Here is a 25,999-nt window from a genome sequence, read left to right on the forward strand (position 1 = left end):
GGGAACGACAGCTGGTGCACCACCGTGACGACGCACTGCGCTGCGCACTGAATGACCTGAGGGTCAGCCATGAATCGACGGCACCTGCGAGTGATCGCGGGTGCGCGCGGCTTCGATACGATGACGACGCTCGACCACCAGCAACGCCAGATCGAGCGCTTTGCTGATCACCGTGGAGAACACGACGCCGCCAGCAACACCGACCGCGATGGCCGCGAAGATCAAGCGCCAGAGTTCGGACTCCGGCACCACGCAGCCGTTGATCAAGCACCCAAGCATCACGGCTTCGGCGGTTGCGGTTGAGCAGCCTTGCCAACGGGCGTCAGGCCCGTGAGCACCGCGCCGATCTTGCGATCCTTGGGCGAGGGCTTCAGCGAGAACTTCGCGCTGTAGGTGCCGACGCTGGGGGCGTTCTGGCCGCGCATCTTTTCGTCCAGGCGGAGCACGCCGACCGACTCAGGCGTGCCGTCGTCATTCATCAGGATGCACTCAGCCTCTTGCACCTGATACGAGCGGCCCTCGAACGTCTTGTCCTGCACCGGACCGACCTTGATGATTTGAATGAGAGACGTGTGGTTCATGGTTTCTTTCGTGCCGCTATTTCAGGCTTGAGGTTCTGGCGACGTGCCAGCTGGAAGCCCTGACCCGCAGGGCTACGAGCTAGCGGGTCACATACGCCCCGTCAGCCAGTGCGGGTAGCGATGCCCTACAGAGCGCGCGTGATCGCCAATCTCCAAGCTGTAGTGACCACCAAGCGGTGTCTCATCAGGCGCATCCAACGCCCCGCCGACCTGCCAATCGAGGAACCACTCACCACGCCACCCACCGGCGATGTCAGCGATGCAAGGACGCGTATCAGGCGCAAGAACGCCATCGAAACGAAGGGGGGGGTCCACCCCCACCCCGGGCTCAGCGGGAGCCGCCAGACTCGGCACCGAGCCGTTAGCCGAAGCAGGTGGGGGAGGACAGACGGACGACTGCGCGAAGGCAGCGAAATCAACTTGGGGCGGGTGCATGGCGGCTCCTGAAAAGTACACAAGATGTGTACGTGCAAGAATCTAACAAGTACTCACCTTGGGTACAAGACTGGCGGCTATCATTTCCTCGTCTTGTGTACTTTCCACAACATGAGGACTTTGACGATATGCAGACGACGCTGAACCTGTTAGAGAACGCGCTGAAAGAGGACAACAACATCGCCACCTGGACTAAGCGACTCGGCTTGTCAGGCAAAGCCCTGTACAACGCGCGCGACAGAGGCCACCTATCGCCAGCTATAGCTGGGGCACTCGCCGAAGAGCTCGGAAAAGACCCAAAGGAATGGATCGTGGTGGCCGCACTCGAATCAGAACGAGAGAGCGCTTGCAAAACTCGCATGGTTTCGCGAATGCGCAAGACTTTGATGTTGTAATTTGTGAGATATGACCTCTCGCTTCCGTCACGTCGCCCTGATCGGCAAATACCAGGCTTCCGGCGCCCGCGCGCAGGCGGATGCGCGCGACGGCGTGATGGAGAGCATCGGCGCCTTCCTCGAATCGCAGGGCTGCAAGGTATTCGTCGAGCGCTCGACCTGCGAGGAAGAAGCCGATGACGGCGCCCCGGCCCATCCCCGCTACGAGGCCCTGTCGGTCGAGGAAATCGGCCAGCGCTGCGACCTCGGCCTGGTGGTCGGCGGCGACGGCACCATGCTCGGCATCGGCCGGCAGCTCGCCAGCTACGGCATCCCGCTGATCGGCATCAACCGCGGCCGGCTCGGCTTCATCACCGACATTCCGCTCGACAACTACCAGGCCACGCTGATCCCGATGCTGGCCGGCGAATACGAGGAAGACCATCGCAGCCTGATGCACGCCCAGGTGATGCGCGATGGCGTCTCGGTGTTCGACGCCCTCGCCATGAATGACGTGGTGGTCAATCGCGGCGCCACCTCCGGCATGGTCGAGCTGCGCGTGTCGGTGGGCCGCCACTTCGTGGCCAACCAGCGCGCCGATGGCCTGATCATCGCCACGCCCACGGGCTCGACCGCTTATGCGCTGTCCGCCGGCGGGCCTTTGCTTCATCCGGCGGTGCCCGGCTGGGTGCTGGTGCCGATCGCGCCGCACACGCTGTCGAACCGCCCTGTGCTGCTGCCCGATGCCGACGAGATCGTGATCGAGCTGGTGGGCGGGCGCGACGCCAGCGCCAATTTCGACATGCAGTCGCTGGCTTCGCTCGTGATCGGCGACCGCGTGGTGGTGCGCCGCTCCGATTTCCGCGTGCGCTTCCTGCATCCGCGCGGCTGGAGCTATTTCGACACGCTGCGCAAGAAACTTCATTGGAACGAAGGGGGCTCCTGACATGGCGCTGCGACGCATCGCACTGCGCGACTTCGTGATCGTGCGATCACTCGAACTCGACCTGTCCACCGGCTTCACGGTATTGACCGGTGAAACCGGTGCCGGCAAATCCATCCTGATCGACGCGCTGCAGCTGGCGCTCGGCAACCGCGCCGACGCAGGCGCGGTGCGCGAAGGTGCCGAACGGCTCGACGTGAGCGCCGAATTCGACGCCGACCCGGCCCTGGCCGCCTGGCTCGACGAAGGCGGCTTCGAAGCTGGCGACGCTCTGCTGCTGCGCCGCACGGTCGACCTGCAGGGCCGCAGCCGCGGCTGGATCAATGGCAGCCCCGCCACCGCCACCCAACTGCGTGAGCTGGGCGACCGACTGCTCGACATCCACGGCCAGCACGCCTGGCAGAGCCTGACGCGGCCCGAGGCCGTGCGCGGTCTGCTCGACGCCTACGCGGGTGTCCGCACGGATGCGCTCGATGCCGCCTGGCAAGCCTGGCGACAAGCGCTATCCGCCCTGGAGCACGCACGCTCGGCACAAGACTCTCTGCAGCGCGAACGCGAGCGGCTTCAGTGGCAGATCGCCGAAGTCGCAAAGCTCGCGCCGGGTGCCGACGAGTGGGAAGAGCTGTCGACCAACCATTCGCGCATCTCGAATGCACAAGCGCTCATCGACGCGGCGCAGGGTGCCAGCCAGGCGCTGGAAGACGACGACAACGGCGCCCTGTCCGCGCTCACGCGCGCGGCCACGCTGCTGCAGAACTGCGAACACATCGAGCCTGAATTCCGCGCGCTAGGCGAGGTGCTCGCCTCTTGCGTAGCGCAGGCCTCGGACGCGGCCCATTCGCTGCATGGCTACCTGCGCAACGCCGAAGCCGACCCGCAAAGCCTGGCCGAACTGGACGAGCGCATGGGCCTGTGGATGTCACTCGCGCGCCGCTACAAGCGCACGCCCGCCGATCTGCCGGCGCTGCTGGCCGGCTGGCAGGCCGAGCTGCAGGCCCTCGACGCGCAGAGTGACCTCGAAGGCCTGGAGCGCGCCGAGCAGAATGCGCAGCAGGCCTACATGAAAGAAGCCAAGGCGCTCGGCAAGGCCCGCAAGCAAGCCGCCCCGCGTCTCGGCCAGGCCGTCACGGACGCCATGCAGGGCCTTGGCATGCAGGGCGGCCGCTTCGAGGTCGAGCTGCAGCCGCTGGCGCAGCCCGGCCGCGCCGGCCTGGAAGACGTGGCCTTTCTCGTGGCCGGCCACACCGGCAGCACGCCGCGCGCCATCGGCAAGGTGGCATCGGGCGGCGAGCTTTCGCGCATCGCCCTGGCCATCGCCGTGACGACCAGCCAGCTCGGCGCCGCGCAGACACTGATCTTCGACGAGGTCGATGCCGGCGTCGGCGGGGCCGTGGCTGAAACCGTGGGCCGGCTGATGAAGCAACTGGGCCGCGACCGGCAAGTGCTCGCCGTGACCCACCTGCCGCAGGTGGCCGCCTGCGCCGACCATCACCTCGTGGTGGCCAAACGCCAGACGGCCGCAGCCGGCAAGGACGGCCCGCGCACCGAAAGCGGCGTCTCGCGGCTCGACAACGACAACCGCGCCAAGGAAATCGCCCGCATGCTGGGCGGCGAAAAGGTCTCGCAGACCTCGCTCGCACACGCGCGCGAAATGCTGGGCCACAAGACATCGGCGACCGCGCCATGAACCTCGACCTCGTGCTCATCACCGGCATGTCCGGCTCCGGCAAATCGGTGGCCCTTCATGCGCTGGAAGACGCGGGCTACTACTGCGTCGACAACCTGCCGCCCGAGCTGCTGACCTCGTTCATCGCGCTGCAGCACGAGCAGCAGGCCACGCGCGTGGCCATTGCGATGGACGTGCGCAGCGGCGTGTCGCTGCCGATCGTTCCGCAGCAGCTCGAGGCGTTGCGGCGCGATGGCGTCTCGCTGCGCTCGCTGTTCCTCGACGCGACCACCGACGCCCTGCTGCGCCGCTATTCGGAAACCCGTCGCCGCCACCCGCTCTCGCGCCAGGAGGGCCGCACCGACGTGCCCGAGCAGCACCGCGTGCTCATCCAGGCCATCGAGCTCGAACGCGAGCTGCTGGCCGATCTGCGCGACGGTGCCGACGTGATCGACACCAGCCTGATCCGGCCGGCCCAGTTGCAGAGCTACATCAAGGCCCTGATCTCGGCACCGCAAAGTGCGCTGACGCTGGTGTTCGAGTCATTCGCCTTCAAGCGCGGCGTGCCGCTCGACGCGGACTACGTGTTCGACGTACGCATGCTGCCCAACCCGCACTACGTGCCCGCACTGCGCCCGCTCACGGGCCGCGACGAGCCGGTGATCGAGTGGCTGCGCGAGCACGACGACGTGGCGCGCATGTACGACGACATCGAACAGTTCCTGTCGCACTGGCTCGATGCACTAGCGCGTGACCATCGCAGCTATGTCACAGTGGCCATTGGCTGCACTGGCGGGCAGCACCGGTCGGTGTTCCTGGTCGAGCAGCTGGCGCGTTCTTTCGGCGCACGCTGGGGCGCGCTCAAGCGCCACCGCGAACTCGACGCGAACTGATCGATCAGCCCGCGCCGTTTTCGAGCAGCTTGCGCACCGGCGCAGGCAAGCCCAACCGGCCCCACTCCTCGGCATCGACCCAACGCGCCGCCTCGCCTTGCGGCTGGTGGCCCTGGAGTTGCACGGGATGCAGGTGCAGGTCCTTGTGAGTCAGCACGTGCACGAAGGGCGGCAGGTCGTGCGCGCCATGCTGCGCCGAGGGCAGCAGTGCAGCGAGCAAGTCTTCGCGGCTGTCAAACACCGGCGGGCAATACAGGCCCGCCCAGATGCCCTTCGCCGGCCGCTTCTCGAGCCACACGCGCCCCGCTTCATCGCGCGCCAGCAGCACCCAGAGCGACTGGGCACTGCGCTTGAGCTTGCGGGTCTTGACGGGATAGCGCTCCGGCGCGCCTTCGCGCAGAGCCACGCAGGTCTTGTTGACCGGGCAGATCATGCAGCTCGGCTTGCGCGGCAGGCAGACCGTGGCGCCCAGATCCATGAGGCCCTGGGTGTAATGCGCGATCGCCTCGCGCTGTTCGGCAGGCGGAAGCAGTTGCGTCGCCAGGTCCCACAGCGCACGCTCCTGCGCCGACGAAGACATGTCGCCGCCGAAGCCGAGCACGCGCGTCAGCACGCGCTTCACATTGCCGTCGAGGATCGCGACCCGCTCGCCAAAACAGAAGGCGGCAATGGCCGCGGCGGTCGAGCGGCCGATGCCAGGCAAGGTCACCAGTTCGACGGCGGTGCGCGGAAACTCGCCGCCGAATCGCTCGACGACGTCCTGCGCGCAGCGATGCATGTTGCGCGCGCGGCTGTAGTAGCCCAGGCCGCTCCAGAGGCCGAACACCTCGTCTTCCGTGCCTGCAGCCAGCGCCTTCACGTCCGGAAAGCGGTCGAGAAAGCGCGCGAAATAACCGAGCACTGTCGAGACCTGTGTCTGCTGCAGCATCACTTCCGAAAGCCACACGCGGTACGGATCGCGGGTGTTCTGCCACGGCAGCTCGCTGCGCCCGTGGCTGCGCTGCCAGCTCACGATCTGGGCAGCGAAATCGGGGGGCAACTTCGAAGAAGTGGCAACCGCCGCGAGGGCGGAACGCTCAGGCCGCACGCAACTCGCCGACAGCGGCTGACGCACCCTGCTGCGGCTTTCCATGCTGCGAGATCAGCGACGTGAAATCACGCAGGCGCAGATGAAGCTCCGCCAGGTTGCTTTCCTGTGCGGCGAGTTCGAGCAGCCGTTCATCCAGATTGCCTGCCGCGCTCTGGATGCGCTCGATCGCCTCGATGCGCTTGCTGAAATTGCGGCGGCGCTCCTTTAGCTGCGCATCGATCTGCGCGCTCGCGCCCTTGCTCCAGCGCTCGACCTCGGTCATGGCAGCTTCATTGACCAGCCGCAGCCGGCTGGCCAGCGCGCGCACCAGCTTGTCGCAGAAGTCGGCCTGCGCGAGCTTCAGCAGGTTGCCCACGCCCAGGTAGTGGATGTGGCTGCGCTCGATCTGGCTGAGCTCCTGCTCGAAACCCGTCAGGTCGGGCTCGGCCGGCGCCTGCAGGGTGAAGCCCTGCTCGGCATTGAGCTGGCGAAAGGTGGCGTGCAGCATCGACTGGATCTCGGCCGTGGTCGCCTGCACTTCGCGCAGGTTGTTGCGCAGCGAATCGAAGGTCTCCGAATACACCTTGCGGACATTGAACTTGACGCCGGGGCGCTTGAGCGCGGTCGACAGGCGCACCATGTCGGCCTTGAGCGCCGTGCGACCCAGCACCGCGTACACCTCGCGCAGCAGCTTGCCCTGCACCGAGCGCAGCGCCAGGATGCGGGTGTTGCTGCCCTCGAACTCGGCGTGCTCCTGGTCGATGCGCGCGCGCATGTGGCGGATCACCGAAACGTTCTTGCCACGCAGCCCCTGCAGTTCGAGCGCCTGCTCGGACAGGTCGCGCTGGCGCACCTTGAGGATGCGTTCGGCTTCGATGCGCAACGCAGTCATGCCGGCATCGACAGCGAGCCGCAGCATGGTTTCACGCTTGCCGAGCACGCCTTCGCCCAGCAGGGCCTCGAGCGCCGGCAGCCGGCTGGCTTCGAGCAACGGACCGTCGCGCTGAATCTTGGCCTGCAACCCCTTTTGCGCGGAAACCGGCAGCACCTGCGCGAGCGGCACTTCGAGCAGGCGGGCCGCGCCGTCGCGCTGGCGCTCGATCTGCTGTTCGATCTGCGCGGGCGTGCTCAGCGTGTCCCACATGGTGTCGATCTTGTTGAGCACCACGAAGCGCGTGTTGTTGCCTTCGTCCTCGGTGATGAGGTGCTCGCGCCAGATCGACAGATCGGAGCGCGTCACGCCGGTTTCGGCGCCGAGGATGAAGACCACGGCGTGCGCCTGCGGGATCAGGCTCACCGTGAGTTCGGGCTCGGCGCCGATCGCGTTCAGGCCCGGTGTGTCGAGAATCACCAGCCCCTGCTCCAGCAGCGGATGGGGCATGTTCAGCACGGCGTGGCGCCAGCGCGGGATTTCGACACGGCCCTGGGCGTTCTGCACTGGGTTGTCATCGGGCGTGTCGTCGTTCCAGAAGCCCAGCGTGCGCGCTTCTTCCTTGTCGACCCACAGCACCTCGGCCACCTTGCCCATGGCCTGCGCCAGTTGTTCGGCGTTGCCGACGTCGATGGCGATTTCGGTCCAGCGCGTGGGCTTCTCGCGCCAATGGGCCAGCGAATGCGGCTCCAGGCGCGTCTCGATGGGCAACAGGCGCAGCTTGGGCGCGAGCGCGGCGTCGTAGCCCAGTTCGGTCGGGCACATCGTGGTCCGACCCGCGCTCGCGGGCATGATGCGCCGCCCGTAGCCGGCAAAGAAGATCGCGTTGATCAGCTCCGACTTGCCGCGCGAGAACTCGGCCACGAACGCAACCATGACCTTGCTGGTGCGGATCTGCGTCTCGAGCCCGCGCAATCGCTCGGCCACGGACTGGTCGAGCAGCTCGTTCTCGGTCAGCCAGCGGGACAGCCACTGCAGCCGGTGCGCGAAGTTGCTTCGCCAGGCACCGTGCTGATCGAGTTGTTGATTGAAAGAGCGGCTCAAGGGGAATATGTAAAAAACTACTTACAAATATAGCATCGCAAGTCGTGGAGCAAACGTTTGCGGGGCATTCAGTGGGGCGCGCCCGAAGCTACTTTTGACAATTGGGGCAGTAGTAGGTGGAGCGCTGCCCCTGGCGCAGCTGCCGGATCGGCGTTGCACAAACCCGACAGGGCTCTCCAGCCCGGCCGTAAACGGTTGCTTCCAGTTGGAAATAACCGTTCTGCCCATCCACGTTGGAAAAGTCGCGCAGGGTGCTGCCGCCCTTCTCCACCGCCCGGGCCAGTATTTCGCGCACTGCGGCATGGAGCTTCGCGGCCCGCGGTCGGCTGATGCGCTCAGCCGAAAGCGTCGGCCGTATGCCGGCCATGAACAGCGCCTCGGAGGCATAGATGTTGCCCACGCCCACCACCACGTCGCCGGCCAGCAGCACCTGCTTGATGGCCGTCTTGCGCTTCTTGAGCCCGGCGTGGAACGCATCGAGGTCGAAGGCATCGCCCAGCGGCTCCATGCCGAGACCGCCGAGCAACTTGATGGCCCAGGGAGCGGTTTCGTCCTCCACGTAGACCACGGCGCCGAAGCGGCGCGGATCGTTCAGTCGCAAGGTGCCGCGGTCGGTGACCAGATCGAAATGGTCGTGTGCGCCCGGCGGCGGCAGCGCCGCATCGAAACGCAGGCTGCCCGACATGCCCAGGTGCAGCAGCAGGATGCCGCGATCCAGGTCGATCAGCAGGTACTTGCCGCGACGCCGCACCTCGCGCACCTGCCGTCCGACCAGCGTTTCGGGCAACACCATCAACGCCCAGCGCAACGGTTTGCCAATGCGCACGGCATCGATGCGCGCGCCGGCAATGCGGTCGGCAATGCCGCGCCGGGTGACTTCGACTTCGGGTAATTCGGGCATGAAAAGTAAAGCTCTGCCGATCTGCAGCGTTGACGAAGCCCCACGCGGCGCTCGTTCAAATGGCTGGATTATTATGACCAGATGAATCTATCGCTCCGCCGACACCGCCTTGCGGCGGCCGCGTCTCTTGCTCTTCTGGCCTGCGCAACTCATGCGCAATCTGCTTCGGATCCCGCCGCCTCGGGCAGCCCGGCGCCCGTCATCGAGCGCCCTGCGCCGCCGAAGCCGGCGGTGCGGGCCAAGGCGACCACCGCCAAGCAGGCCGCCGACCCCACGCCTCAACAATCGGCACTGACGGCCGACCTGTTCTACGAAATCCTGATGGGCGAGATGACGGCTCGCTCGGGCGATCCGGGCTCCGGTTATGCCCTGGTGCTCGACGCTGCCCGGCGACTGCGCGACGGCAAGCTGTTCCAGCGCGCCGTCGAGATCGCGCTGCAATCGCGCTCCGGCGACGCAGCGCTCGCCGCGGCCCGCGCCTGGCAGGAAACACTGCCCAGCTCGCGCGAAGCACGCCGCATCGAACTGCAGATTTTGATTGCGCTGAACCGCATCAGCGAGACGGTCGAGCCCCTGCGCGCCGAAGTGGCGGCAACCTCGCAGATCGAGCGCCCATTGCTGATGGCCGTGATCGCGCGCAACTACTCGCGCGCCTCGGACAAGAAGCTGGCCGCCTCGGTGGTCGAGCAGGCCCTGGTCGATGAACTCAAGAGCCCCACCACCGGTGGGCTCGCGTGGGCCACCGTCGGGCGACTGCGCCTGAACGCGGGCGATGTCTCCGGTGCGCTGGACGCCGCACGCAAGGGACAGGACATCGACCCGAGCTCCGACGCACCGGCCACGCTGGCGCTCGAAATGATCGACCCCGGCCAGCCGCTCGCCGAGCCGATCGTGACGCGCTACCTCAACAACAACGCCAAGGCCTCGCCCGACCTGCGCATTGCCTATGCCCGCGTGCTGGTCGAGAACCGGCGTTTCAACGAAGCCACCACGCAGCTCCAGGCCGTGACCACATCGCGGCCCGAGCTGGCCGAGCCGTGGCTGCTGCTCGGCAGCCTGCAGATGCAGGCCAAGCAGGACGCGGCAGCCGAGACGTCGATCAAGCGCTTCGTCGAACTGTCGGGAACCCCGGGCAAGGACGGGCTCGATGCCTCCGACCGCAAGCGCACCGTCTCGCAGGCCTACCTTGCCCTCGCCCAGCTGGCGGAGCGGCGCAAGGATTTCGCCGCCGCCGAGCGCTGGCTGGCGCGCGTCGACGGACCCGATGAAGTGGTGGCCGCGCAGAGTCGCCGTGCGGGCCTGCTGGCACGCCAGGGCAAGCTGGCGCAGGCGCGCGAAGTCATTCGCAACCTGCCCGAGCGCTCGCCCGACGACAAGAAGCAGAAGTTCCTCGCCGAAGTGCAGTTGCTGCGCGACGCAAAGCAATACCAGGCCGCCTACGACATGCTGGCCCGGGCGTCGGCCGCCGAACCGGATGACGGCGATCTGGTCTACGACCAGGCCATGATCGCGGAGAAGCTCAATCGCCTGGACGACATGGAGCGGCTGCTGCGCCGGCTGATCCAGCTCAAGCCCGACAACCAGAACGCGTACAACGCGCTGGGCTATTCGTTCGCCGATCGCAAGATCCGGCTCGACGAGGCGCGCACGCTGATCCAGAAGGCGGTGCAGCTCGCACCTGAAGATCCGTTCATTGCCGACAGCCTGGGCTGGGTCGAGTTCCGGCTTGGCAACACGGCGGAGGCCATCCGCATCCTCGAGGCGGCCTACAAGACACGGCCCGATCCGGAGATCGGCGCGCATTTCGGTGAGGTCCTGTGGAGCACCGGCCAGAAAGACCGCGCGGTCACGATCTGGAAGGAAGCCCTGCTGAGCGACGCCGAGAACGAGACCCTGCAGGAAACGCTCAAGCGCTTGCGGGTCAAGCCATGACTTTCGCTGGCGGGGCGCTGAACGGCCGTCGTGCCGCGCTGTCCCTTGGGGGCGCGGCACTGCTCTGGATGACGGGCTGCGCCCAGTTGTCGGGTGGCTCGTCGGCCCCGAGGACATCGGACAGCTGGAGCGGCCGCATGTCGCTGCGCATCGAGAGCGAGCCGGTGCAGACCTTCGCCGCGCTGTTCGAACTCCGCGGCTCGCCCGAGACGGGCGACCTCACCCTCACAACACCCATCGGCAGCACGCTTGCGCAGCTGCATTGGGCACCGGGCGAAGCCCTGCTCAAGGACGGCAGCAACACCCGGCGTTTCGACTCCGTCGATGCCCTGATCGAAGCGGCCACCGGCGCGGTCATTCCGGTCGGTGCGCTGTTCGGTTGGCTTGAAGGCCGCAACGAACCCGTGCCCGGCTGGAAACCCGACCTCGCGCAACTGGGCAACGGGCGCCTGCAGGCCGTGCGTGAATCGCCGAGCCCCAGGGCCGACCTGCGCATCGTGTTCGAGCGGTCATGAAGGCGATCTACGACCTCCCCGCACCGGCCAAGCTCAACCTCTTCCTGCACATCACTGGCCGGCGGGATGACGGCTACCACCTGCTGCAATCGGTCTTCATGCTGATCGACTGGTGCGACACGCTGCATGTCGAGCTTCGTCGCGACGGCCAGTTGAGCCGCGAGGACCTCACGACCGAATTGCCGGCCGACGACCTGATCCTGCGCGCCGCACGTGCACTGCAGGCGTTTGCCGCACCCGGCCAGGGCGCGCACATTTCGGTCGCCAAGCACGTGCCGGCGCAGGCAGGCATGGGCGGAGGCTCTTCCGATGCCGCCACCTGCCTGCTGGCATTGAACCGGCTGTGGGGCCTGAACCTGCCGCTCGCACGCCTGGCCCACATCGGGTTGAAGCTGGGGGCCGACGTGCCCTTCTTCCTCGCGGGCCGCAATGCGTGGGTCGAAGGCATCGGAGAGGACGTTCGTCCGGTTACACTCCCTCCCGCGCACTTCGCGGTGGTCAAACCGCCCGAAGGACTCGATACCCGATTAATTTTTTCTGCGCCCGATCTTGAACGTGCAACTCCTGTTGCTATAATCTCGGGCTTTGCTGCAGATAGCGAACAGCTTGAAGCTCCAAACTTGGGAAACCAGGTTTTCGACTTCGGCCACAACGATCTACAGCCGGTTGCTCAGCGGCTTTGCCCCGCGGTCACCGACGCCATCGAATGGCTCGGCGCCCAAGGATTGAAGGCCCGGATGACCGGATCCGGAAGCTCGGTGTTCGCGAAGATGCCGCAAGCGCCGCAGGACGCGGAACTGCTCGAAGCCCCCGAGGGCTGGCAGGTTCGTCAATGCAGCAATTTGGCTGTTCATCCTCTCTGGGGGTGGGCAACCTGAAGATAATCGGATCGGTTTTCGATTCGATGCGACATATATCGGTTGGTGGTGAAAACCATCGACCCGTGTAGGGGAGTCGCCAAGCTGGTTAAGGCACTGGATTTTGATTCCAGCATGCAAAGGTTCGAATCCTTTCTCCCCTGCCAAATCTTCAAGAACTGCGGCCCAACGGCCGCAGTCTTCTTTTGCAGCCCACCCGCTGCAATAATCGGCGGCTCACCGGCCGCCACGCATCAGAAACCTTTTGGCGGCTTCCTAAGCCAATTCGCACTGCCGGGACGCGCTCATGCAGGCTAATCACCCTGATTTCATGGTTTTCACCGGTAACGCCAATCCTGGCCTTGCCGCAGAAATCGCGCACAACCTCGGCACCTCGCTGGGCGCCGCACGCGTCGGTCGCTTCTCCGATGGCGAAGTCACTGTCGAGATCAACCAGAACGTCCGGGCGCGCGACGTGTTCGTGGTGCAGTCGACCTGCGCACCGACCAACGAAAACCTGATGGAACTGCTGATCATGGTCGACGCGCTCAAGCGCGCTTCGGCCGAACGGATCAGCGCCGTGATTCCCTACTTCGGCTATGCCCGCCAGGACCGCCGCCCGCGTTCGAGCCGCGTGCCGATCTCGGCCAAGGTCGTGGCCAACCTGCTGGAAACCGTCGGCGTCGAGCGCGTGCTCACGATGGACCTGCACGCTGACCAGATCCAGGGTTTCTTCGACATCCCGGTCGACAACATCTATGCGTCGCCAGTCCTCCTGGGCGACCTGCGCGCCAAGAACTACGAAGACCTGATCGTGGTCTCGCCCGACGTCGGCGGCGTGGTTCGTGCCCGTGCGCTGGCCAAGCAACTGAACTGCGACCTCGCCATCATCGACAAGCGCCGCCCGAAGGCCAACGTCAGCGAAGTCATGAACGTGATCGGCGAGATCGACGGCCGCAACTGCGTGATCATGGACGACATGATCGACACGGCCGGCACGCTGGTCAAAGCGGCCGAAGTGCTGAAAGAGCGTGGCGCCAAGAGCGTCTACGCCTACTGCACGCACCCGATCTTCTCGGGTCCGGCCATCGAGCGCATCACGCAGGGCTCGGCCCTCGACGAAGTGGTCGTGACCAACACCATTCCTCTTTCCGATGCGGCCCTCGCCTGCGGAAAGATCCGCCAGCTCTCCGTGGCACCGCTGATCGCCGAAACGATCCAGCGCATTGCCAAGGGCGAGTCGGTGATGAGTTTGTTCTCGGACCAGGACAACCTGTTCTGATCTGAGCAAAAAGCGGGCTCCTCTCCCTTTCCGGGACAGGAGCCCTTGTTGAACCGGAGTCGCACTGGTCGCGGTGGACTCTTACAGGAGCTAGTTATGAAATTCGTCGCTTTTGAGCGCGCAAAGCAGGGCACGGGTGCGAGCCGCCGTCTCCGCGTTTCGGGCAAGACCCCCGGCATCGTCTACGGTGGTGACACCCAGCCGCAACTGATCGAGATCGATCACAACGCGCTGTGGCACGCCCTCAAGAAGGAAGCCTTCCATTCGACCGTGCTCGAAATGGAACTCGGCGGCAACGTCAGCAAGGTGCTGCTGCGTGACGTGCAGTACCACCCGTTCCGCCAACTGGTGCAACACATCGACTTCCAGCGCGTCGATGCCAAGACCCGCCTGACCATGAAGGTGCCCGTGCACTTCAAGGGTGAAGAAGAATCCGAAGCCGTCAAGATCGACCTGAACCTGGTCAACCACGTGACGACCGAACTCGAACTGAACTGCCTGCCGAGCGATCTGCCCGAGTTCATCGAAGTCGACCTGTCGGGCCTGAAGAAGAACGGCACCGTCACGCTGAAGGACATCAAGCTGCCCAAGGGCGTGAAGTGGGTCAGCCACGGCAAGGTGAACCCGGTGCTGGCTTCGGCCGTGTCGCCGGCGGCTGAAGAAGTCGACGCTCCCGCTGAAGGCGCTGCCGATGCAGCCGCCGCAGCAGCGCCGGCCGGCAAGGGTGGCAAGGCTGCGCCTGCAGCCAAGACCCCCGCTGCCAAGACGCCTGCCAAGAAGTAATCTCTTCTTCGCAAGCGCGCGAAAGCGCCAAAAGGCCCGCCCCGTGCGGGCCTTTTGCTTTTTCGCGGCGGGATAATCCCGGCCATGATCAAGCTGTTCGTCGGCCTCGGAAACCCGGGCCCTGAGTACGAAGCCACGCGGCACAACGCGGGCTTCTGGTGGATCGACGCCCTCGCGCGCGACTGGAAACTCAACCTCGTGCCCGAGCGCGGCTACCACGGCCTCGCGGCGCGCGCCAACATCGGCGGCCAAAGCATCTGGCTGCTGGAGCCGCAGACCTTCATGAACCTGTCGGGCAAGTCGGTGGCCGCGCTCGCGCGCTTCTTCAAGATCGCGCCCGAAGAAATCCTCGTGGTGCACGACGAACTCGACGTGGTGCCCGGCCAGGTCAAGCTCAAGTTCGGCGGCAGCCATGCGGGCCACAACGGCCTGCGCGACATCCATGCGCAACTCGGCACCGGCGACTACTGGCGGCTGCGCCTGGGCATCGGCCACCCCGGCGTGAAGTCGGAGGTCGTCAACTGGGTGCTCAAGAAGCCGCTGAAAGAACAACGTGAACTGATCGAGGACGCCATCGTCCGCACGCTGCACGCCACGCCGGCGCTCGTGGCTGGCGAGATGGAAAAAGCGACCTTGCTGATTCACACGAGCAAACCGCCGCGGCCCAAACCGCCGCGACGGGAGCCCGGCGAAGGGGGCACGCCTGCCGCCACCTAGCCGGCCACGGGAGTGCAGGGAGGGAGAGAAATAAAAATGAGGAAGAGAAGAACAAGAACAGGAAAGGCCTGGATCGCTATATTTTCAATAGCGTCCTGCCTCTGTTCCCTGGGCGTTTCCGCCCAGACATGGCGATGCGGCAACGCCTACTCCGATCGCCCCTGCGAAGGCGGCAAGACGGTGAAGGTGGAAGACAACCGCAGCGACCAGGACCGCCGGGCGGCCGACTCCGGCACGCGCAGCGCCCGAACCCAGGCCGACCAGCTGGAACGCAGTCGGTTGTTCCAGGAGAAGGCAGCACACGACCGCGATCAGCAAGCGGCGCGGGAAGCCAGAAGCGCGGCCATGGCCGACAGGCGACTGGCATTGGCCGAGCAGAAATCCCGGGAGCGCGCGAGCAAGGCGGCCAGCGAGCCACGCAAGTCCAGCCTGAGCTTCACCGGCGCGCCGGGTGCCAAGGCAGCCGGCGATGCGCCGGCGCACAAGAAGAAAAAGAAGCGGAAGTCCGCCGGCTCAGACGCCGGCTGAAGCCGCCGTCACCTTGATCGCCGTGAGGCGCTGGTACTTCTGCATCAGCGTCTCGCGGCTTTCCACGTGCTCGGGGTTCAGGGGAATGCACGCCACCGGGCAGATCTGCACGCACTGCGGCTCGTCGAAGTGACCCACGCACTCGGTGCACTTGTGCGGATCGATTTCATAGAAATCGGCGCCCATGTAGATCGCATCGTTCGGGCACTCGGGCTCGCAGACATCGCAGTTGATGCATTCGTCGGTGATCATGAGGGCCATCCCCCAATTATCGACGCGTCGGGCGCCGGGCCTCTTCGGGCCGCCTGGAGCCCCCGACCGCATCAGGGCGGCATGCCGGTTAGTGACAAAGGTCTCATAAGCGGCACGCTTGTTGCAGGAGTCAGTTATGCTGCGCCCCGCCCCATGAGTCTGTTTTTATTCAAGCGCCTCGCCACGTTGATCGGCACGCTGATCGGCGCCTCCGTCATCGTTTTCCTGGTCCTGGAGATCCTGCCCGGCAACGCCGCGCAGATGCTCATGGGCCCGGACGCATCGCCCGAAGCCGTTGCGGCACTGGCGACCAAGCTCGGCCTCGACCAACCCGCGTGGACCCGCTACTGGCACTGGATCGGCGGCCTGCTCACCGGCAACCTGGGCGACAGCTACGCCTACAGCTCGCCCGTGCTCGACCTGATCCTCGAACGCCTGGCGCTGACCGTGCCGCTCGCGCTGCTGGCCATGACGCTGACCATCGTGATCGCCCTGCTGGTGGGCGTGACCGCTGCCGCCCGCCACAACAAGCTCGGCGACGTCGGCCTGATGGGGCTGGCGCAGGTCGGTGTCGCCATTCCCAATTTCTGGTTCGCGATTCTTCTGATTCTCGTGTTCTCGGTGCAGCTGCAGTGGTTCTCCGCCGGTGGCTTCGAGGGCTGGGGCGAAGGCTTCTTCGCGGGCATCAAGTCGCTGCTGCTGCCGGCCCTGTCGCTGGCCGTGGTGCAGGCGGCGATCCTTGCGCGCATCACGCGCTCGGCCGTGCTCGAAGTGATGCGCGAAGACTTCGTTCGCACCGCGCGCGCCAAGGGCGTGTCGCAGCGCGCCGTGCTGTGGACGCACGTGCTGCGCAACGCGATGATCCCGGTCATCACGGTGATGGGCATGCAGTTCTCCGAGCTGCTGGCCGGCACCATCGTGGTGGAGAACGTGTTCTACCTGCCGGGCCTGGGCCGGCTGATCTTCCAGGCCATCAGCAACCGCGACCTGATCGTGGTGCGCAACTGCGTGATGCTGCTCGCGGCGCTGGTGGTCATCGTGAACTTCGTGGTCGACGTGCTGTATGCCGTGATCGATCCACGCATCAAGGCCAGCGACATATGAGCGCCATCACAGCCCCGAGCGCTGCCGCACTCAAGGTCCCCGGTTTCTGGCGGCGTGCGCTGCAGCACCGCAGCTTCGTCATCGGCGGCGTGCTGACGTTGCTCCTGCTGCTTGCAGCGGCCATCTCGCTGGTCTGGACACCGTGGTCGCCCTACGAGATGGACATGGCCAACAAGCTCAAGCCACCGACCGGTTCGCACTGGCTTGGCACCGACACCTACGGGCGCGATGTCGCCTCGCTGCTGCTCGTGGGCGCACGCGCATCGATTCTTGTGGGCGTGATCGCGGTCGGCATCGGCCTCGTCGTTGGTACTGCACTGGGCCTGCTGGCGGCCGCGAAGCGCGGCTGGGTCGAAGAAGCCATCATGCGGCTCACCGACTTCTCGCTGGCCTTCCCCGCCATCCTCTCGGCGATCATGCTCACGGCGGTGTTCGGCGCCGGCATCGTCAACGCCATCATCGCGATCGGCATCTACAACATCCCGACCTTTGCGCGCATCACGCGCGCCTCGGCCAATGCCATCTGGTCGCGCGAGTACGTCGCCGCATCGCGCGCCTGCGGCAAGGGCCCGTTCGCGATCACGATGCAGCACGTGCTGCCCAACATCTCGGCGGTGCTGATCGTGCAGATCACGATCCGCTTCGCCATCGCCATCCTGGCCGAGGCCGCCCTCTCCTATCTGGGCCTGGGCACGCAGCCGCCGCAACCCTCGTGGGGCCGCATGCTCAGCGAGGCGCAGACCATGATGTTCCAGGCGCCCTTGCTCGCCGTGTTCCCTGGCATGGCCATCGCAATGGCCGTGCTGGGCCTGAACCTGCTGGGCGATGGCTTGCGCGATCTGCTCGACCCTCGCCTCGCCCGCGCCCGCTGAGCGCCATGCCTCTTCTCGAAGTCAACAACCTCCACATCGGCCTGCAGACGCAGCGCGGCCCGGCGCAGGCCGTGCGCGGCGTTTCGTTCTCGCTGGAGCGCGGCGAAACGCTGGGCATCGTCGGCGAATCGGGCTGCGGCAAGTCGATCACCGTGATGTCGCTGATGGGCTTGCTGCCCTCCACCGCCGACGTCACCGGCAGCATCAGGTTCGACGGCACCGAGCTTGTCGGCCGTGACGAAAAGTCCATGTGCCAGATCCGCGGCAACCGCATCGGCATGATCTTCCAGGAGCCCATGACGGCGCTGAACCCGGTGCACACCATCGCACGCCAGGTCGGCGAGCCGCTGCGGCTGCATCGCGGCCTCTCGAAGGCGGAAGCACGCAAGGAAGTGCTCGCGCTGCTCGACCGCGTGGGCATTCCCGATGCAGCCTCGCGCCTGGACGCTTACCCGCACCAGTTCTCGGGCGGCCAGCGCCAGCGCATCGGCATCGCGATGGCGCTCGCCTGCGGCCCCGACCTGCTTATCGCCGACGAGCCGACCACCGCGCTCGACGTCACCATCCAGGCGCAGATCCTCGACCTGCTGCGTGACCTGCAGAAAGAGCGCGGCATGGCGCTCGTGCTCATCACGCACAACATGGGCGTGGTCAGCGAGATGGCGCAGCGCATTGCCGTGATGTACGCGGGGCAGCTGATGGAGCAGCAGCGCGTCGACCGCCTCTTCGCATCGCCGCAGCATCCCTACACCGAGGCGCTGCTCGCGGCGCTGGTGGTCATCGTGAACTTCGTGGTCGACGTGCTGTATGCCGTGATCGATCCACGCATCAAGGCCAGCGACATATGAGCGCCATAACAGCCCCGAGCGCTGCCGCACTCAAGGTCCCCGGTTTCTGGCGGCGTGCGCTGCAGCACCGCAGCTTCGTCATCGGCGGCGTGCTGACGTTGCTCCTGCTGCTTGCAGCGGCCATCTCGCTGGTCTGGACACCGTGGTCGCCCTACGAGATGGACATGGCCAACAAGCTCAAGCCACCGACCGGTTCGCACTGGCTTGGCACCGACACCTACGGGCGCGATGTCGCCTCGCTGCTGCTCGTGGGCGCACGCGCATCGATTCTTGTGGGCGTGATCGCGGTCGGCATCGGCCTCGTCGTTGGTACTGCACTGGGCCTGCTGGCGGCCGCGAAGCGCGGCTGGGTCGAAGAAGCCATCATGCGGCTCACCGACTTCTCGCTGGCCTTCCCCGCCATCCTCTCGGCGATCATGCTCACGGCGGTGTTCGGCGCCGGCATCGTCAACGCCATCATCGCGATCGGCATCTACAACATCCCGACCTTTGCGCGCATCACGCGCGCCTCGGCCAATGCCATCTGGTCGCGCGAGTACGTCGCCGCATCGCGCGCCTGCGGCAAGGGCCCGTTCGCGATCACGATGCAGCACGTGCTGCCCAACATCTCGGCGGTGCTGATCGTGCAGATCACGATCCGCTTCGCCATCGCCATCCTGGCCGAGGCCGCCCTCTCCTATCTGGGCCTGGGCACGCAGCCGCCGCAACCCTCGTGGGGCCGCATGCTCAGCGAGGCGCAGACCATGATGTTCCAGGCGCCCTTGCTCGCCGTGTTCCCTGGCATGGCCATCGCAATGGCCGTGCTGGGCCTGAACCTGCTGGGCGATGGCTTGCGCGATCTGCTCGACCCTCGCCTCGCCCGCGCCCGCTGAGCGCCATGCCTCTTCTCGAAGTCAACAACCTCCACATCGGCCTGCAGACGCAGCGCGGCCCGGCGCAGGCCGTGCGCGGCGTTTCGTTCTCGCTGGAGCGCGGCGAAACGCTGGGCATCGTCGGCGAATCGGGCTGCGGCAAGTCGATCACCGTGATGTCGCTGATGGGCTTGCTGCCCTCCACCGCCGACGTCACCGGCAGCATCAGGTTCGACGGCACCGAGCTTGTCGGCCGTGACGAAAAGTCCATGTGCCAGATCCGCGGCAACCGCATCGGCATGATCTTCCAGGAGCCCATGACGGCGCTGAACCCGGTGCACACCATCGCACGCCAGGTCGGCGAGCCGCTGCGGCTGCATCGCGGCCTCTCGAAGGCGGAAGCACGCAAGGAAGTGCTCGCGCTGCTCGACCGCGTGGGCATTCCCGATGCAGCCTCGCGCCTGGACGCTTACCCGCACCAGTTCTCGGGCGGCCAGCGCCAGCGCATCGGCATCGCGATGGCGCTCGCCTGCGGACCCGACCTGCTGATCGCCGACGAGCCGACCACCGCGCTCGACGTCACGATCCAGAAGCAGATCCTCGAACTCATCCAGAGCCTGGTCGCGGAGCGCGGCATGGCGCTGATCCTGATCTCGCACGACCTCGGCGTGATCGCGCAGAGCGTCTCGAAGATGCTCGTGATGTACGGCGGCAGCGTGGTCGAGAGCGGCCCGACCGAGGCCGTGTTCGCGCGTCGCGCCCATCCCTACACCCAAGGCCTGTTCGCCGCGCGCCCCGCCCTCGGCGCGCCGCGCGGCCTGCGCTTGGCCACCATCAAGGGCAGCGTGCCCGAGCTGGTCGATCTGCCACCGGGCTGCCCGTTCGCGGGCCGTTGCAGCTACACCATCGACGCCTGCCAGACCACGCGGCCACCTGCCACGATGCTGCCGCAGGACCACGCAGTGCGCTGCATCCGCCTCGAAGAAATCGCGGCCAAAGGCCTTGCCCTCGCACCATGAGCGAATCCATTTCTTCTTCCACGCCACTGCTGGCCGTGACCGACCTCGTTCGGCACTACGCGATGCCGCGTGAAAAGCTCTTCGGCCCACCGCCGACCGTGAAGGCGCTCAACGGCGTGAGCTTCAAGGTCGAGGCCGGCAAGAGCGTCGGCATCGTCGGAGAATCGGGCTCCGGCAAGTCGACCATCGCACGCCTCGTGATGGCGCTCGACACACCGACCTCGGGCACCGTCTCGCTCGAAGGCCGCGACCTGCATGCGCTGTCGAAGGCCGAGCTGCGCACCGCGCGGCGCGACTTCCAGATGGTGTTCCAAGACCCGTACGGCTCTCTTGATCCGCGCCAGACCGTGGCACGCATCGTCGCTGAGCCGCTCGAAGCGCTGGCCGAAACCAGCCGCGCGGTTCAACGCGAGCGCGCTGCAGAAGCACTCGCCGCCGTGGGCCTGCGCACCACCGACATGGACAAGTACCCGCACGAGTTCTCGGGCGGGCAGCGCCAGCGCATCGCCATCGCACGCGCGCTCATCACGCGGCCCAAACTCATCGTGGCCGACGAACCCGTGAGCGCACTCGACGTGTCCGTGCAGGCCCAGGTGCTCAACCTCATGCAGGACCTGCAGCAGCAGTTCGGCATCAGCTACCTGCTCATCAGCCACGACCTCGCGGTGGTCAACCACCTGTGCGACGACGTGTGTGTGGTGTGGCAAGGCAAAATCGTCGAGCAGGGCCCGCCCGGCGAGTTGTTCCGGCACGCGCAGCATCCCTACACGCGCACACTGCTCGATGCGGTGCCACACACGCCCACGGGCGGCGCCTTGCTCGCGGCATGAACGCGGCATGAAGCCGGCCTGACACCGGGGCGTCGCCCGCCTCGCCTAGGATGAGTGGGTCATAAGCATCTGGTTGCGCAAAGCCCCCCGCCTCGCGGATGATGCTTGCCCCTTGTTTGGAGGACACCGCTTCATCATGCTCAAACGACGCACCCTGCTTGCCACCGCCGCCGCCCTGACACCGCTCGTGCTGCCCACCCTGGCGCTGGCACAAAGAAAAAAAGACGCGCTGGTGCTCGGGCTCACGCTGGAGCCCACGGGCCTCGACCCCACGGCCAAGGCTGGCGCCGAGATTTCCGAAGTGGTGCTCTACAACGTCTTCGAGACACTCACCAAGATCAACTCCGACGGCAACGTCACGCCGCTGCTGGCCGAGAGCTGGGAAGTCTCGCCCGACCTCAAGACCTATACCTTCAAGCTCAAGCGCGGCGTGAAGTTCCAGAACGGCGAGCCCTTCAGTGCCAGCACCGTCAAGTTCTCGTTCGATCGCGCGGCCGCGGCCGACAGCACCAACAAGGACAAGCGCACCTTCACCAACATCGCGACGCAGGTGGTCGACGAGCACACGGTGGTGCTGATCAGCAAGGAGATCGAGCCCGACCTGCTGTTCCTGCTCGGCCAGTCTTCCGCCATCCTGGTCGACCCCAAGACGGTCGAGACCAACGCCACCAAGCCGATCGGCACCGGCCCCTACCGGCTCGACAGCTGGTCCAAGGGCTCGGGCATCGTGCTTGCCAAGTGGGACGGCTTTCGCAACGCCGAGGCGGTTCAGATCCGCAAGGCCAGCTTCCGCTTCATCTCGGAGCCTGCCGCGCAGACCACCGCGCTGCTGTCCGGCGACATCGACCTGTTTCCGCATGCCTCGGTCTCGCGCAGCCTTGTGCAGTTCCAGAACGACAAGCGCTTCCAGGTGGTGTTCAATGCCTCGCGCGGCAAGGCCATCCTTGCGATCAACAACAAGCGCAAGCCGCTCGACGACGTGCGCGTGCGCCGCGCCATCTCCGCGGCCATCGACCGCAAGGCCGTGATCGAAGCCGCCATGGACGGCCGTGGCGTGGCCATCGGCAGCCACTATGTGCCGGGTGCGCCGGGCTACATCGACACCACCGGCATCAACCCCTACAACGTCGAGAAGGCGAAGCAGCTGCTGGCCGAAGCCGGCGTGAAGACACCGCTCGAACTCGAGCTCGTGCTGCCGCCCCCGCCCTACGCGCGGCAAGGCGGCGAGCTCATCGCCGCGCAACTGGCCAAGGTGGGCATCGTCGCGAAGATCCAGAACGTCGAATGGGCGCAATGGATGAGCGGCACCTATGGCAACAAGAACTACGACCTCTCGCTGATCCTGCACGTCGAGCCCTTCGACCTCGTGAACTACACCAAGCCCGAGTACTACTGGGGCTACCAGTCGGCGAAGTTCAACGACGCGTTCAACAAGGCACGCAACAGCGCACGCAGCGCGGACCGCCTGCGCTACCTCGGCGATGCGCAGCGCATCCTGGCCGAGGACGCGGCCAACGTCTTCCTGTTCCAGCCGCAGTTCATCACGGTGGCGGCGCGCAACCTGCGCGGCCTCTGGAAAGACGCACCGATCTTCGTGAACGACATCGCCGCGTTGTCCTGGGCCTGACAGGGCTCCGGGCAGGGCCGGACCCGACCGCGCCCTACGGGAACGTCCCGAGGAAAAACCGCCTTCGCAAGCGCACGCCAGCGTGCCTGCTGCGAGAGAATGACCGGCTGCGCACGTGGCATCTTTCGTGCTGCGTGTCCGTTCTTTCGCGGTGTCGCGCCTCCCTTCGGGGCACAGCGCACGCCGAAGCAGTCATTCGACCCTGGCTTGTTTTTCCGGAGATCACACGTATGTTGAACCGCCGCACCCTCCTTACCACCGCTGGCGCCACCGTCGCGCTGGCCACTCCGCTCGCCGGCATGGCGCAGGGCAGGAAGGACGCCATCGTGATCGGCATGGCGCTCGAACCGCCGGGGCTCGACCCGACCACGGGCGCAGCGGCCGCGATCGCCGAGGTCGTGCAGTACAACATCCTGGAGACGCTCACCAAGATCAACGCCGACGGCAACGTCACGCCGCTTTTGGCCGAGAGCTGGGAAGTCTCGCCCGACCTCAAGACCTACACCTTCAAGCTCAAGCGCGGCGTGAAGTTCCAGAACGGCGAGCCCTTCAACGCGGCGGCCGTCAAGTTCTCGTTCGACCGCGCCGGCGGCGAGAAGAGCACAAACAAGGACAAGCGCACCTTCGCGAACCTCGCCACGCAGGTGATCGACGACTACACCGTCGTCATCATCAACAAGGAGATCGACCCCGACCTGCCCTTCGTGCTGGGCCAGGCCACCGCGGTCATCGTGGAGCCCAAGAGCGCCGAGACCAACGCCAACAAGCCGATCGGCACCGGCCCCTACAAGCTCGACAGCTGGGCCAAGGGCTCATCGCTCACGCTGAGCAAGTGGGATGGCTTCCGCAGCCCCGCCACCGCGAAGATCAACAAGGTCACCTTCCGCTTCATCTCCGACACGGCCGCTCAGGCCGCCGCGCTGATGGCGGGCGACGTGGACGTGTTCACGCGCATCGGCACGCGCGTGGTGCCGCAGTTCAAGATGAACCCGCAGTTCCAGGTGATCCTGGCGGGCTCGCGCGCCAAGACCATCCTGTCGATCAACAACCGCAAGAAGCCGCTGGACGACGTGCGCGTGCGCCGCGCCATCCTTGCGGCCATCGATCGCAAGGCCGTGATCGAAGGCGCAGCCGACGGCTTCGGCGTGCCCATCGGCAGCCACTACGTGCCGGGCGCGGCGGGCTATGTCGACACCACCGGCATCAACCCCTTCGACGTCGAGAAGGCCAAGAAGCTGCTCGCCGAAGCCGGCGTGAAGACACCGCTCGAGCTCACGATGACGCTGCCGCCGCCACCTTACGCACGCCAGGGCGGCGAAGTGATCGTGGCCGAGCTTGCCAAGATCGGCATCGTCGTGAAGGTGCAGAACGTCGAATGGGCGCAGTGGCTCAGCGGCACGTATGGCAACAAGGACTACGACCTGTCGATCGTGTCGCACGTCGAACCCTTCGACCTCGGCAACTACGCCAAGTCGGACTACTACTGGGGCTACCAGTCGAAGGCGTTCAACACGCTGTTCGACAAGATCAAGACCACGGGCAACGCCGCCGAGCGCAACAAGCTGCTGGGCGATGCGCAGAAGATGCTGGCCACCGACGCAGCCAACGGCTTCCTGTACCAGCCGCAGTTCCCGACCATCGCGAAGAAGAACGTCAAGGGCCTCTGGAAAGAGAACCCGATCTTCGTGAACGACCTGTCGGCGCTGTCCTGGGGATGAACGCCGCAGTGTCCGATGCACATCTGCTGAGCGACCTGTCCGCGCAGGAACTCGCCGCCGCCTATCGCGAAAAGAAGCTCTCGCCGGTCGAGGTCACACAGGCCGTGATCGCGCAGATCGAACGCTGGGAGCCACACCTGCAGGCCACGTGGCTCTTTCGGCCCGAGGCAGCGCTCGCGCAGGCACGCGCGTCGGAAGCGCGCTGGCAGCGCGGCGATGCGCTCGGCCCGCTCGACGGCGTGCCGACCACCATCAAGGAAAACATCGCCACGCGCGGCGACCCGCTGCCCGCCGGCACGGCCGCCGTCGACCTGAAGCCCGCCGCATCCGACGCACCGCCTGCCGCGCGCCTGAAGGAAGCCGGCGCGGTGATCGTGAGCAAGACCACCATGCCCGACTACGGCATGTTGTCGTCGGGCCTGTCGAGCTTTCACACGCTGGCGCGCAACCCGTGGGACCTGAGCCGAACACCGGGCGGCTCCAGCGCGGGTGCCGGTGCGGCGGCTGCCGCGGGCTACGGTCCGCTGCACCTGGGCACCGACATCGGCGGCTCGCTGCGGCTGCCTGCAAGCTGGTGCGGCATCTTCACGCTCAAGCCGAGCCTGGGGCGCATTCCGATCGATCCGCCGTACATGGGCCGCGCGGCGGGTCCGATGACGCGCAGCGTCGGCGATGCCGCGCTGATGATGCAGGCGCTGGCCAAGCCCGACGCGCGGGACAGCATGAGCCTGCCGGCGCAAGACATCGACTGGGCCGGCTTCGACGTATCGCCCGATCACCTGCGCGGCCTGCGCATCGGGCTGCTGCTCGACGCGGGTTGCGGCCTTGCGGTCGAGCCCGAGATACAGACGGCCGTCGAACACGCGGCGCGCCTGTTCGAGAAGGCCGGCGCCATCGTCGAGACGATGCAGCCCTTCATGTCGCAGGCCATGCTCGACGGCATGGACCACCTGTGGCGCATGCGCTCGCTGGTGGACATGAAGGCCCTGCGCCCCGACCAGTGCGCGAAGGTGCTGCCCTACATCCGCGAGTGGGCCGAGAGCGCGGCCGAGTTCAGCGGCGAGCATGTGTTCCGTGGGTTCAGCCAGTTCCACGCCACGCGCGTGGCGGCCGTCCAGGCATGCGCACGCTTCGACTACGTGATCTCGCCGGTGTCACCCAACATGCCCGCCGCGGCAGAGGCGCCTTCGCCGACGAATGATCCGTTGCGGCCGCTGGAGCACATCGGCTTCACGGTGCCGTTCAACATGTCGGAGCAGCCGGCGTCTTCGGTCAACTGCGGCTACTCGGCAGGCGGTCTGCCCATCGGCCTGCAGATCGCGGGGCAGCGCTTCGACGATCTCGGCGTGCTGCGTGTGTCGCGTGCGTTCGAGCAGATCCGGGAAGTGCAACGCCCCTGGCCACAAGTGCCCGGGCGCTGAAAGAAC

At 66.2% G+C, this 25,999-nt stretch carries 26 protein-coding genes and 1 tRNA gene; 21 read left to right on the forward strand and 6 right to left on the reverse strand.

What is annotated here, in order from left to right; genetic code table 11:
• Window positions 1–63: 63 nt before the first annotated feature.
• Both BLQ28_RS31670 and BLQ28_RS31675 read right to left on the reverse strand, forming a co-directional pair.
• A complete protein-coding gene (locus tag BLQ28_RS31670; RefSeq protein WP_093247308.1) occupies window positions 64–267 on the reverse strand; it encodes a hypothetical protein in 204 nt (67 codons plus the stop codon).
• 11 nt (window positions 268–278) lie between these two features.
• Window positions 279–581 carry a hypothetical protein gene (locus BLQ28_RS31675; RefSeq protein WP_093246977.1) on the reverse strand — a complete coding sequence of 101 codons (303 nt, stop codon included), beginning with the start codon at window positions 579–581 and terminating at the stop codon, window positions 279–281.
• Between the two features lie 563 nt (window positions 582–1,144).
• Here BLQ28_RS31675 and BLQ28_RS31680 point away from each other — a divergent pair.
• From BLQ28_RS31680 to rapZ, 4 genes are read left to right on the forward strand one after another with little or no spacing between them, the layout of a single operon-like run.
• Window positions 1,145–1,411, forward strand: a complete 267-nt coding sequence (locus BLQ28_RS31680) for a hypothetical protein (RefSeq protein WP_093247309.1) — start codon at window positions 1,145–1,147, stop codon at window positions 1,409–1,411.
• A 10-nt stretch (window positions 1,412–1,421) separates the two neighbouring features.
• Window positions 1,422–2,336, forward strand: coding sequence for an NAD kinase (locus tag BLQ28_RS31685; protein WP_093247310.1), 915 nt, complete (start codon window positions 1,422–1,424; stop codon window positions 2,334–2,336).
• Between the two features lies 1 nt (window position 2,337).
• A complete protein-coding gene (gene recN, locus BLQ28_RS31690) occupies window positions 2,338–4,020 on the forward strand; it encodes a DNA repair protein RecN (protein ID WP_093247311.1) in 1,683 nt (560 codons plus the stop codon).
• Window positions 4,017–4,892, forward strand: coding sequence for an RNase adapter RapZ (rapZ, locus tag BLQ28_RS31695; protein ID WP_093247312.1), 876 nt, complete (start codon window positions 4,017–4,019; stop codon window positions 4,890–4,892). The genes recN and rapZ overlap by 4 nt, the downstream gene beginning before the upstream one ends.
• A gap of 4 nt (window positions 4,893–4,896) precedes the next feature.
• On the opposite strand, the gene mutY is transcribed toward rapZ, so the two are convergent.
• The 3 genes from mutY to mutM all read right to left on the reverse strand — a co-directional run bounded on the left by mutY (window position 4,897) and on the right by mutM (window position 8,837).
• Window positions 4,897–5,931, reverse strand: a complete 1,035-nt coding sequence (gene mutY, locus BLQ28_RS31700) for an A/G-specific adenine glycosylase (protein WP_093247400.1) — start codon at window positions 5,929–5,931, stop codon at window positions 4,897–4,899.
• Window positions 5,932–5,968: 37 nt separating this feature from the next.
• On the reverse strand, window positions 5,969–7,936 hold the full coding sequence (locus BLQ28_RS31705; RefSeq protein WP_093247313.1) for a dynamin family protein: 1,968 nt from the start codon (window positions 7,934–7,936) through the stop codon (window positions 5,969–5,971).
• Window positions 7,937–8,024: 88 nt separating this feature from the next.
• Window positions 8,025–8,837, reverse strand: a complete 813-nt coding sequence (gene mutM, locus BLQ28_RS31710; protein WP_093247314.1) for a bifunctional DNA-formamidopyrimidine glycosylase/DNA-(apurinic or apyrimidinic site) lyase — start codon at window positions 8,835–8,837, stop codon at window positions 8,025–8,027.
• A gap of 81 nt (window positions 8,838–8,918) precedes the next feature.
• Here mutM and BLQ28_RS31715 point away from each other — a divergent pair, with 81 nt between their 5' ends.
• The 8 genes from BLQ28_RS31715 (at window position 8,919) to BLQ28_RS31750 (ending at window position 15,451) form a co-directional block, all read left to right on the forward strand.
• Window positions 8,919–10,769, forward strand: a complete 1,851-nt coding sequence (locus BLQ28_RS31715; protein ID WP_093247315.1) for a tetratricopeptide repeat protein — start codon at window positions 8,919–8,921, stop codon at window positions 10,767–10,769.
• Complete coding sequence (locus BLQ28_RS31720) at window positions 10,766–11,284, forward strand: lipoprotein insertase outer membrane protein LolB (protein ID WP_093247316.1); 519 nt, start codon at window positions 10,766–10,768, stop codon at window positions 11,282–11,284. The genes BLQ28_RS31715 and BLQ28_RS31720 overlap by 4 nt, the downstream gene beginning before the upstream one ends.
• Window positions 11,281–12,162 carry a 4-(cytidine 5'-diphospho)-2-C-methyl-D-erythritol kinase gene (gene ispE, locus BLQ28_RS31725; RefSeq protein WP_093247317.1) on the forward strand — a complete coding sequence of 294 codons (882 nt, stop codon included), beginning with the start codon at window positions 11,281–11,283 and terminating at the stop codon, window positions 12,160–12,162. The genes BLQ28_RS31720 and ispE overlap by 4 nt, the downstream gene beginning before the upstream one ends.
• A 69-nt stretch (window positions 12,163–12,231) precedes the next feature.
• A tRNA-Gln gene (locus BLQ28_RS31730) sits at window positions 12,232–12,308 on the forward strand.
• 140 nt (window positions 12,309–12,448) lie between these two features.
• A complete protein-coding gene (locus BLQ28_RS31735; RefSeq protein WP_093247318.1) occupies window positions 12,449–13,423 on the forward strand; it encodes a ribose-phosphate pyrophosphokinase in 975 nt (324 codons plus the stop codon).
• Window positions 13,424–13,519: 96 nt separating this feature from the next.
• Window positions 13,520–14,206 carry a 50S ribosomal protein L25/general stress protein Ctc gene (locus BLQ28_RS31740; RefSeq protein WP_093247319.1) on the forward strand — a complete coding sequence of 229 codons (687 nt, stop codon included), beginning with the start codon at window positions 13,520–13,522 and terminating at the stop codon, window positions 14,204–14,206.
• 84 nt (window positions 14,207–14,290) lie between these two features.
• Window positions 14,291–14,923: an aminoacyl-tRNA hydrolase gene (gene pth / locus BLQ28_RS31745; RefSeq protein ID WP_093247320.1), complete on the forward strand. Its 633-nt coding sequence runs from the start codon at window positions 14,291–14,293 to the stop codon at window positions 14,921–14,923.
• Window positions 14,924–15,103: 180 nt separating this feature from the next.
• Window positions 15,104–15,451, forward strand: a complete 348-nt coding sequence (locus tag BLQ28_RS31750; protein WP_256327533.1) for a hypothetical protein — start codon at window positions 15,104–15,106, stop codon at window positions 15,449–15,451.
• Here BLQ28_RS31750 and BLQ28_RS31755 read toward each other — a convergent pair.
• Window positions 15,437–15,712, reverse strand: coding sequence for a YfhL family 4Fe-4S dicluster ferredoxin (locus tag BLQ28_RS31755; RefSeq protein WP_093247322.1), 276 nt, complete (start codon window positions 15,710–15,712; stop codon window positions 15,437–15,439). The genes BLQ28_RS31750 and BLQ28_RS31755 overlap by 15 nt on opposite strands.
• Before the next feature lie 144 nt (window positions 15,713–15,856).
• Here BLQ28_RS31755 and BLQ28_RS31760 point away from each other — a divergent pair, with 144 nt between their 5' ends.
• From BLQ28_RS31760 to BLQ28_RS31800, 9 genes are all read left to right on the forward strand, one after another.
• A complete protein-coding gene (locus BLQ28_RS31760) occupies window positions 15,857–16,807 on the forward strand; it encodes an ABC transporter permease (RefSeq protein ID WP_093247323.1) in 951 nt (316 codons plus the stop codon).
• The gene (locus BLQ28_RS31765; protein WP_093247324.1) at window positions 16,804–17,679 is read left to right on the forward strand and encodes an ABC transporter permease; all 876 of its coding nucleotides are present in this window, start codon (window positions 16,804–16,806) and stop codon (window positions 17,677–17,679) included. Before BLQ28_RS31760 ends, BLQ28_RS31765 begins: the two co-directional genes overlap by 4 nt.
• Before the next feature lie 5 nt (window positions 17,680–17,684).
• Window positions 17,685–18,527, forward strand: a complete 843-nt coding sequence (locus BLQ28_RS31770) for an ABC transporter ATP-binding protein (protein WP_093247325.1) — start codon at window positions 17,685–17,687, stop codon at window positions 18,525–18,527.
• On the forward strand, window positions 18,524–19,399 hold the full coding sequence (locus BLQ28_RS31775) for an ABC transporter permease (protein WP_093247324.1): 876 nt from the start codon (window positions 18,524–18,526) through the stop codon (window positions 19,397–19,399). The genes BLQ28_RS31770 and BLQ28_RS31775 overlap by 4 nt, the downstream gene beginning before the upstream one ends.
• 5 nt (window positions 19,400–19,404) lie before the next feature.
• Window positions 19,405–20,397 (forward strand): ABC transporter ATP-binding protein, encoded by a 993-nt coding sequence (locus BLQ28_RS31780; protein WP_093247326.1) that lies wholly within the window; start codon window positions 19,405–19,407, stop codon window positions 20,395–20,397.
• Window positions 20,394–21,227: an ATP-binding cassette domain-containing protein gene (locus BLQ28_RS31785; RefSeq protein WP_093247327.1), complete on the forward strand. Its 834-nt coding sequence runs from the start codon at window positions 20,394–20,396 to the stop codon at window positions 21,225–21,227. The genes BLQ28_RS31780 and BLQ28_RS31785 overlap by 4 nt, the downstream gene beginning before the upstream one ends.
• Before the next feature lie 136 nt (window positions 21,228–21,363).
• Window positions 21,364–22,854 (forward strand): ABC transporter substrate-binding protein, encoded by a 1,491-nt coding sequence (locus tag BLQ28_RS31790; protein ID WP_093247328.1) that lies wholly within the window; start codon window positions 21,364–21,366, stop codon window positions 22,852–22,854.
• Window positions 22,855–23,084: 230 nt separating this feature from the next.
• Window positions 23,085–24,572, forward strand: coding sequence for an ABC transporter substrate-binding protein (locus BLQ28_RS31795; protein ID WP_093247329.1), 1,488 nt, complete (start codon window positions 23,085–23,087; stop codon window positions 24,570–24,572).
• On the forward strand, window positions 24,569–25,993 hold the full coding sequence (locus tag BLQ28_RS31800) for an amidase (protein WP_093247330.1): 1,425 nt from the start codon (window positions 24,569–24,571) through the stop codon (window positions 25,991–25,993). Before BLQ28_RS31795 ends, BLQ28_RS31800 begins: the two co-directional genes overlap by 4 nt.
• The last annotated feature ends 6 nt before the right edge of the window (window positions 25,994–25,999 follow it).

This window comes from Variovorax sp. EL159 (assembly GCF_900100965.1).
In the GTDB taxonomy this organism is placed as follows: Bacteria; Pseudomonadota; Gammaproteobacteria; order Burkholderiales; family Burkholderiaceae_C; genus Variovorax.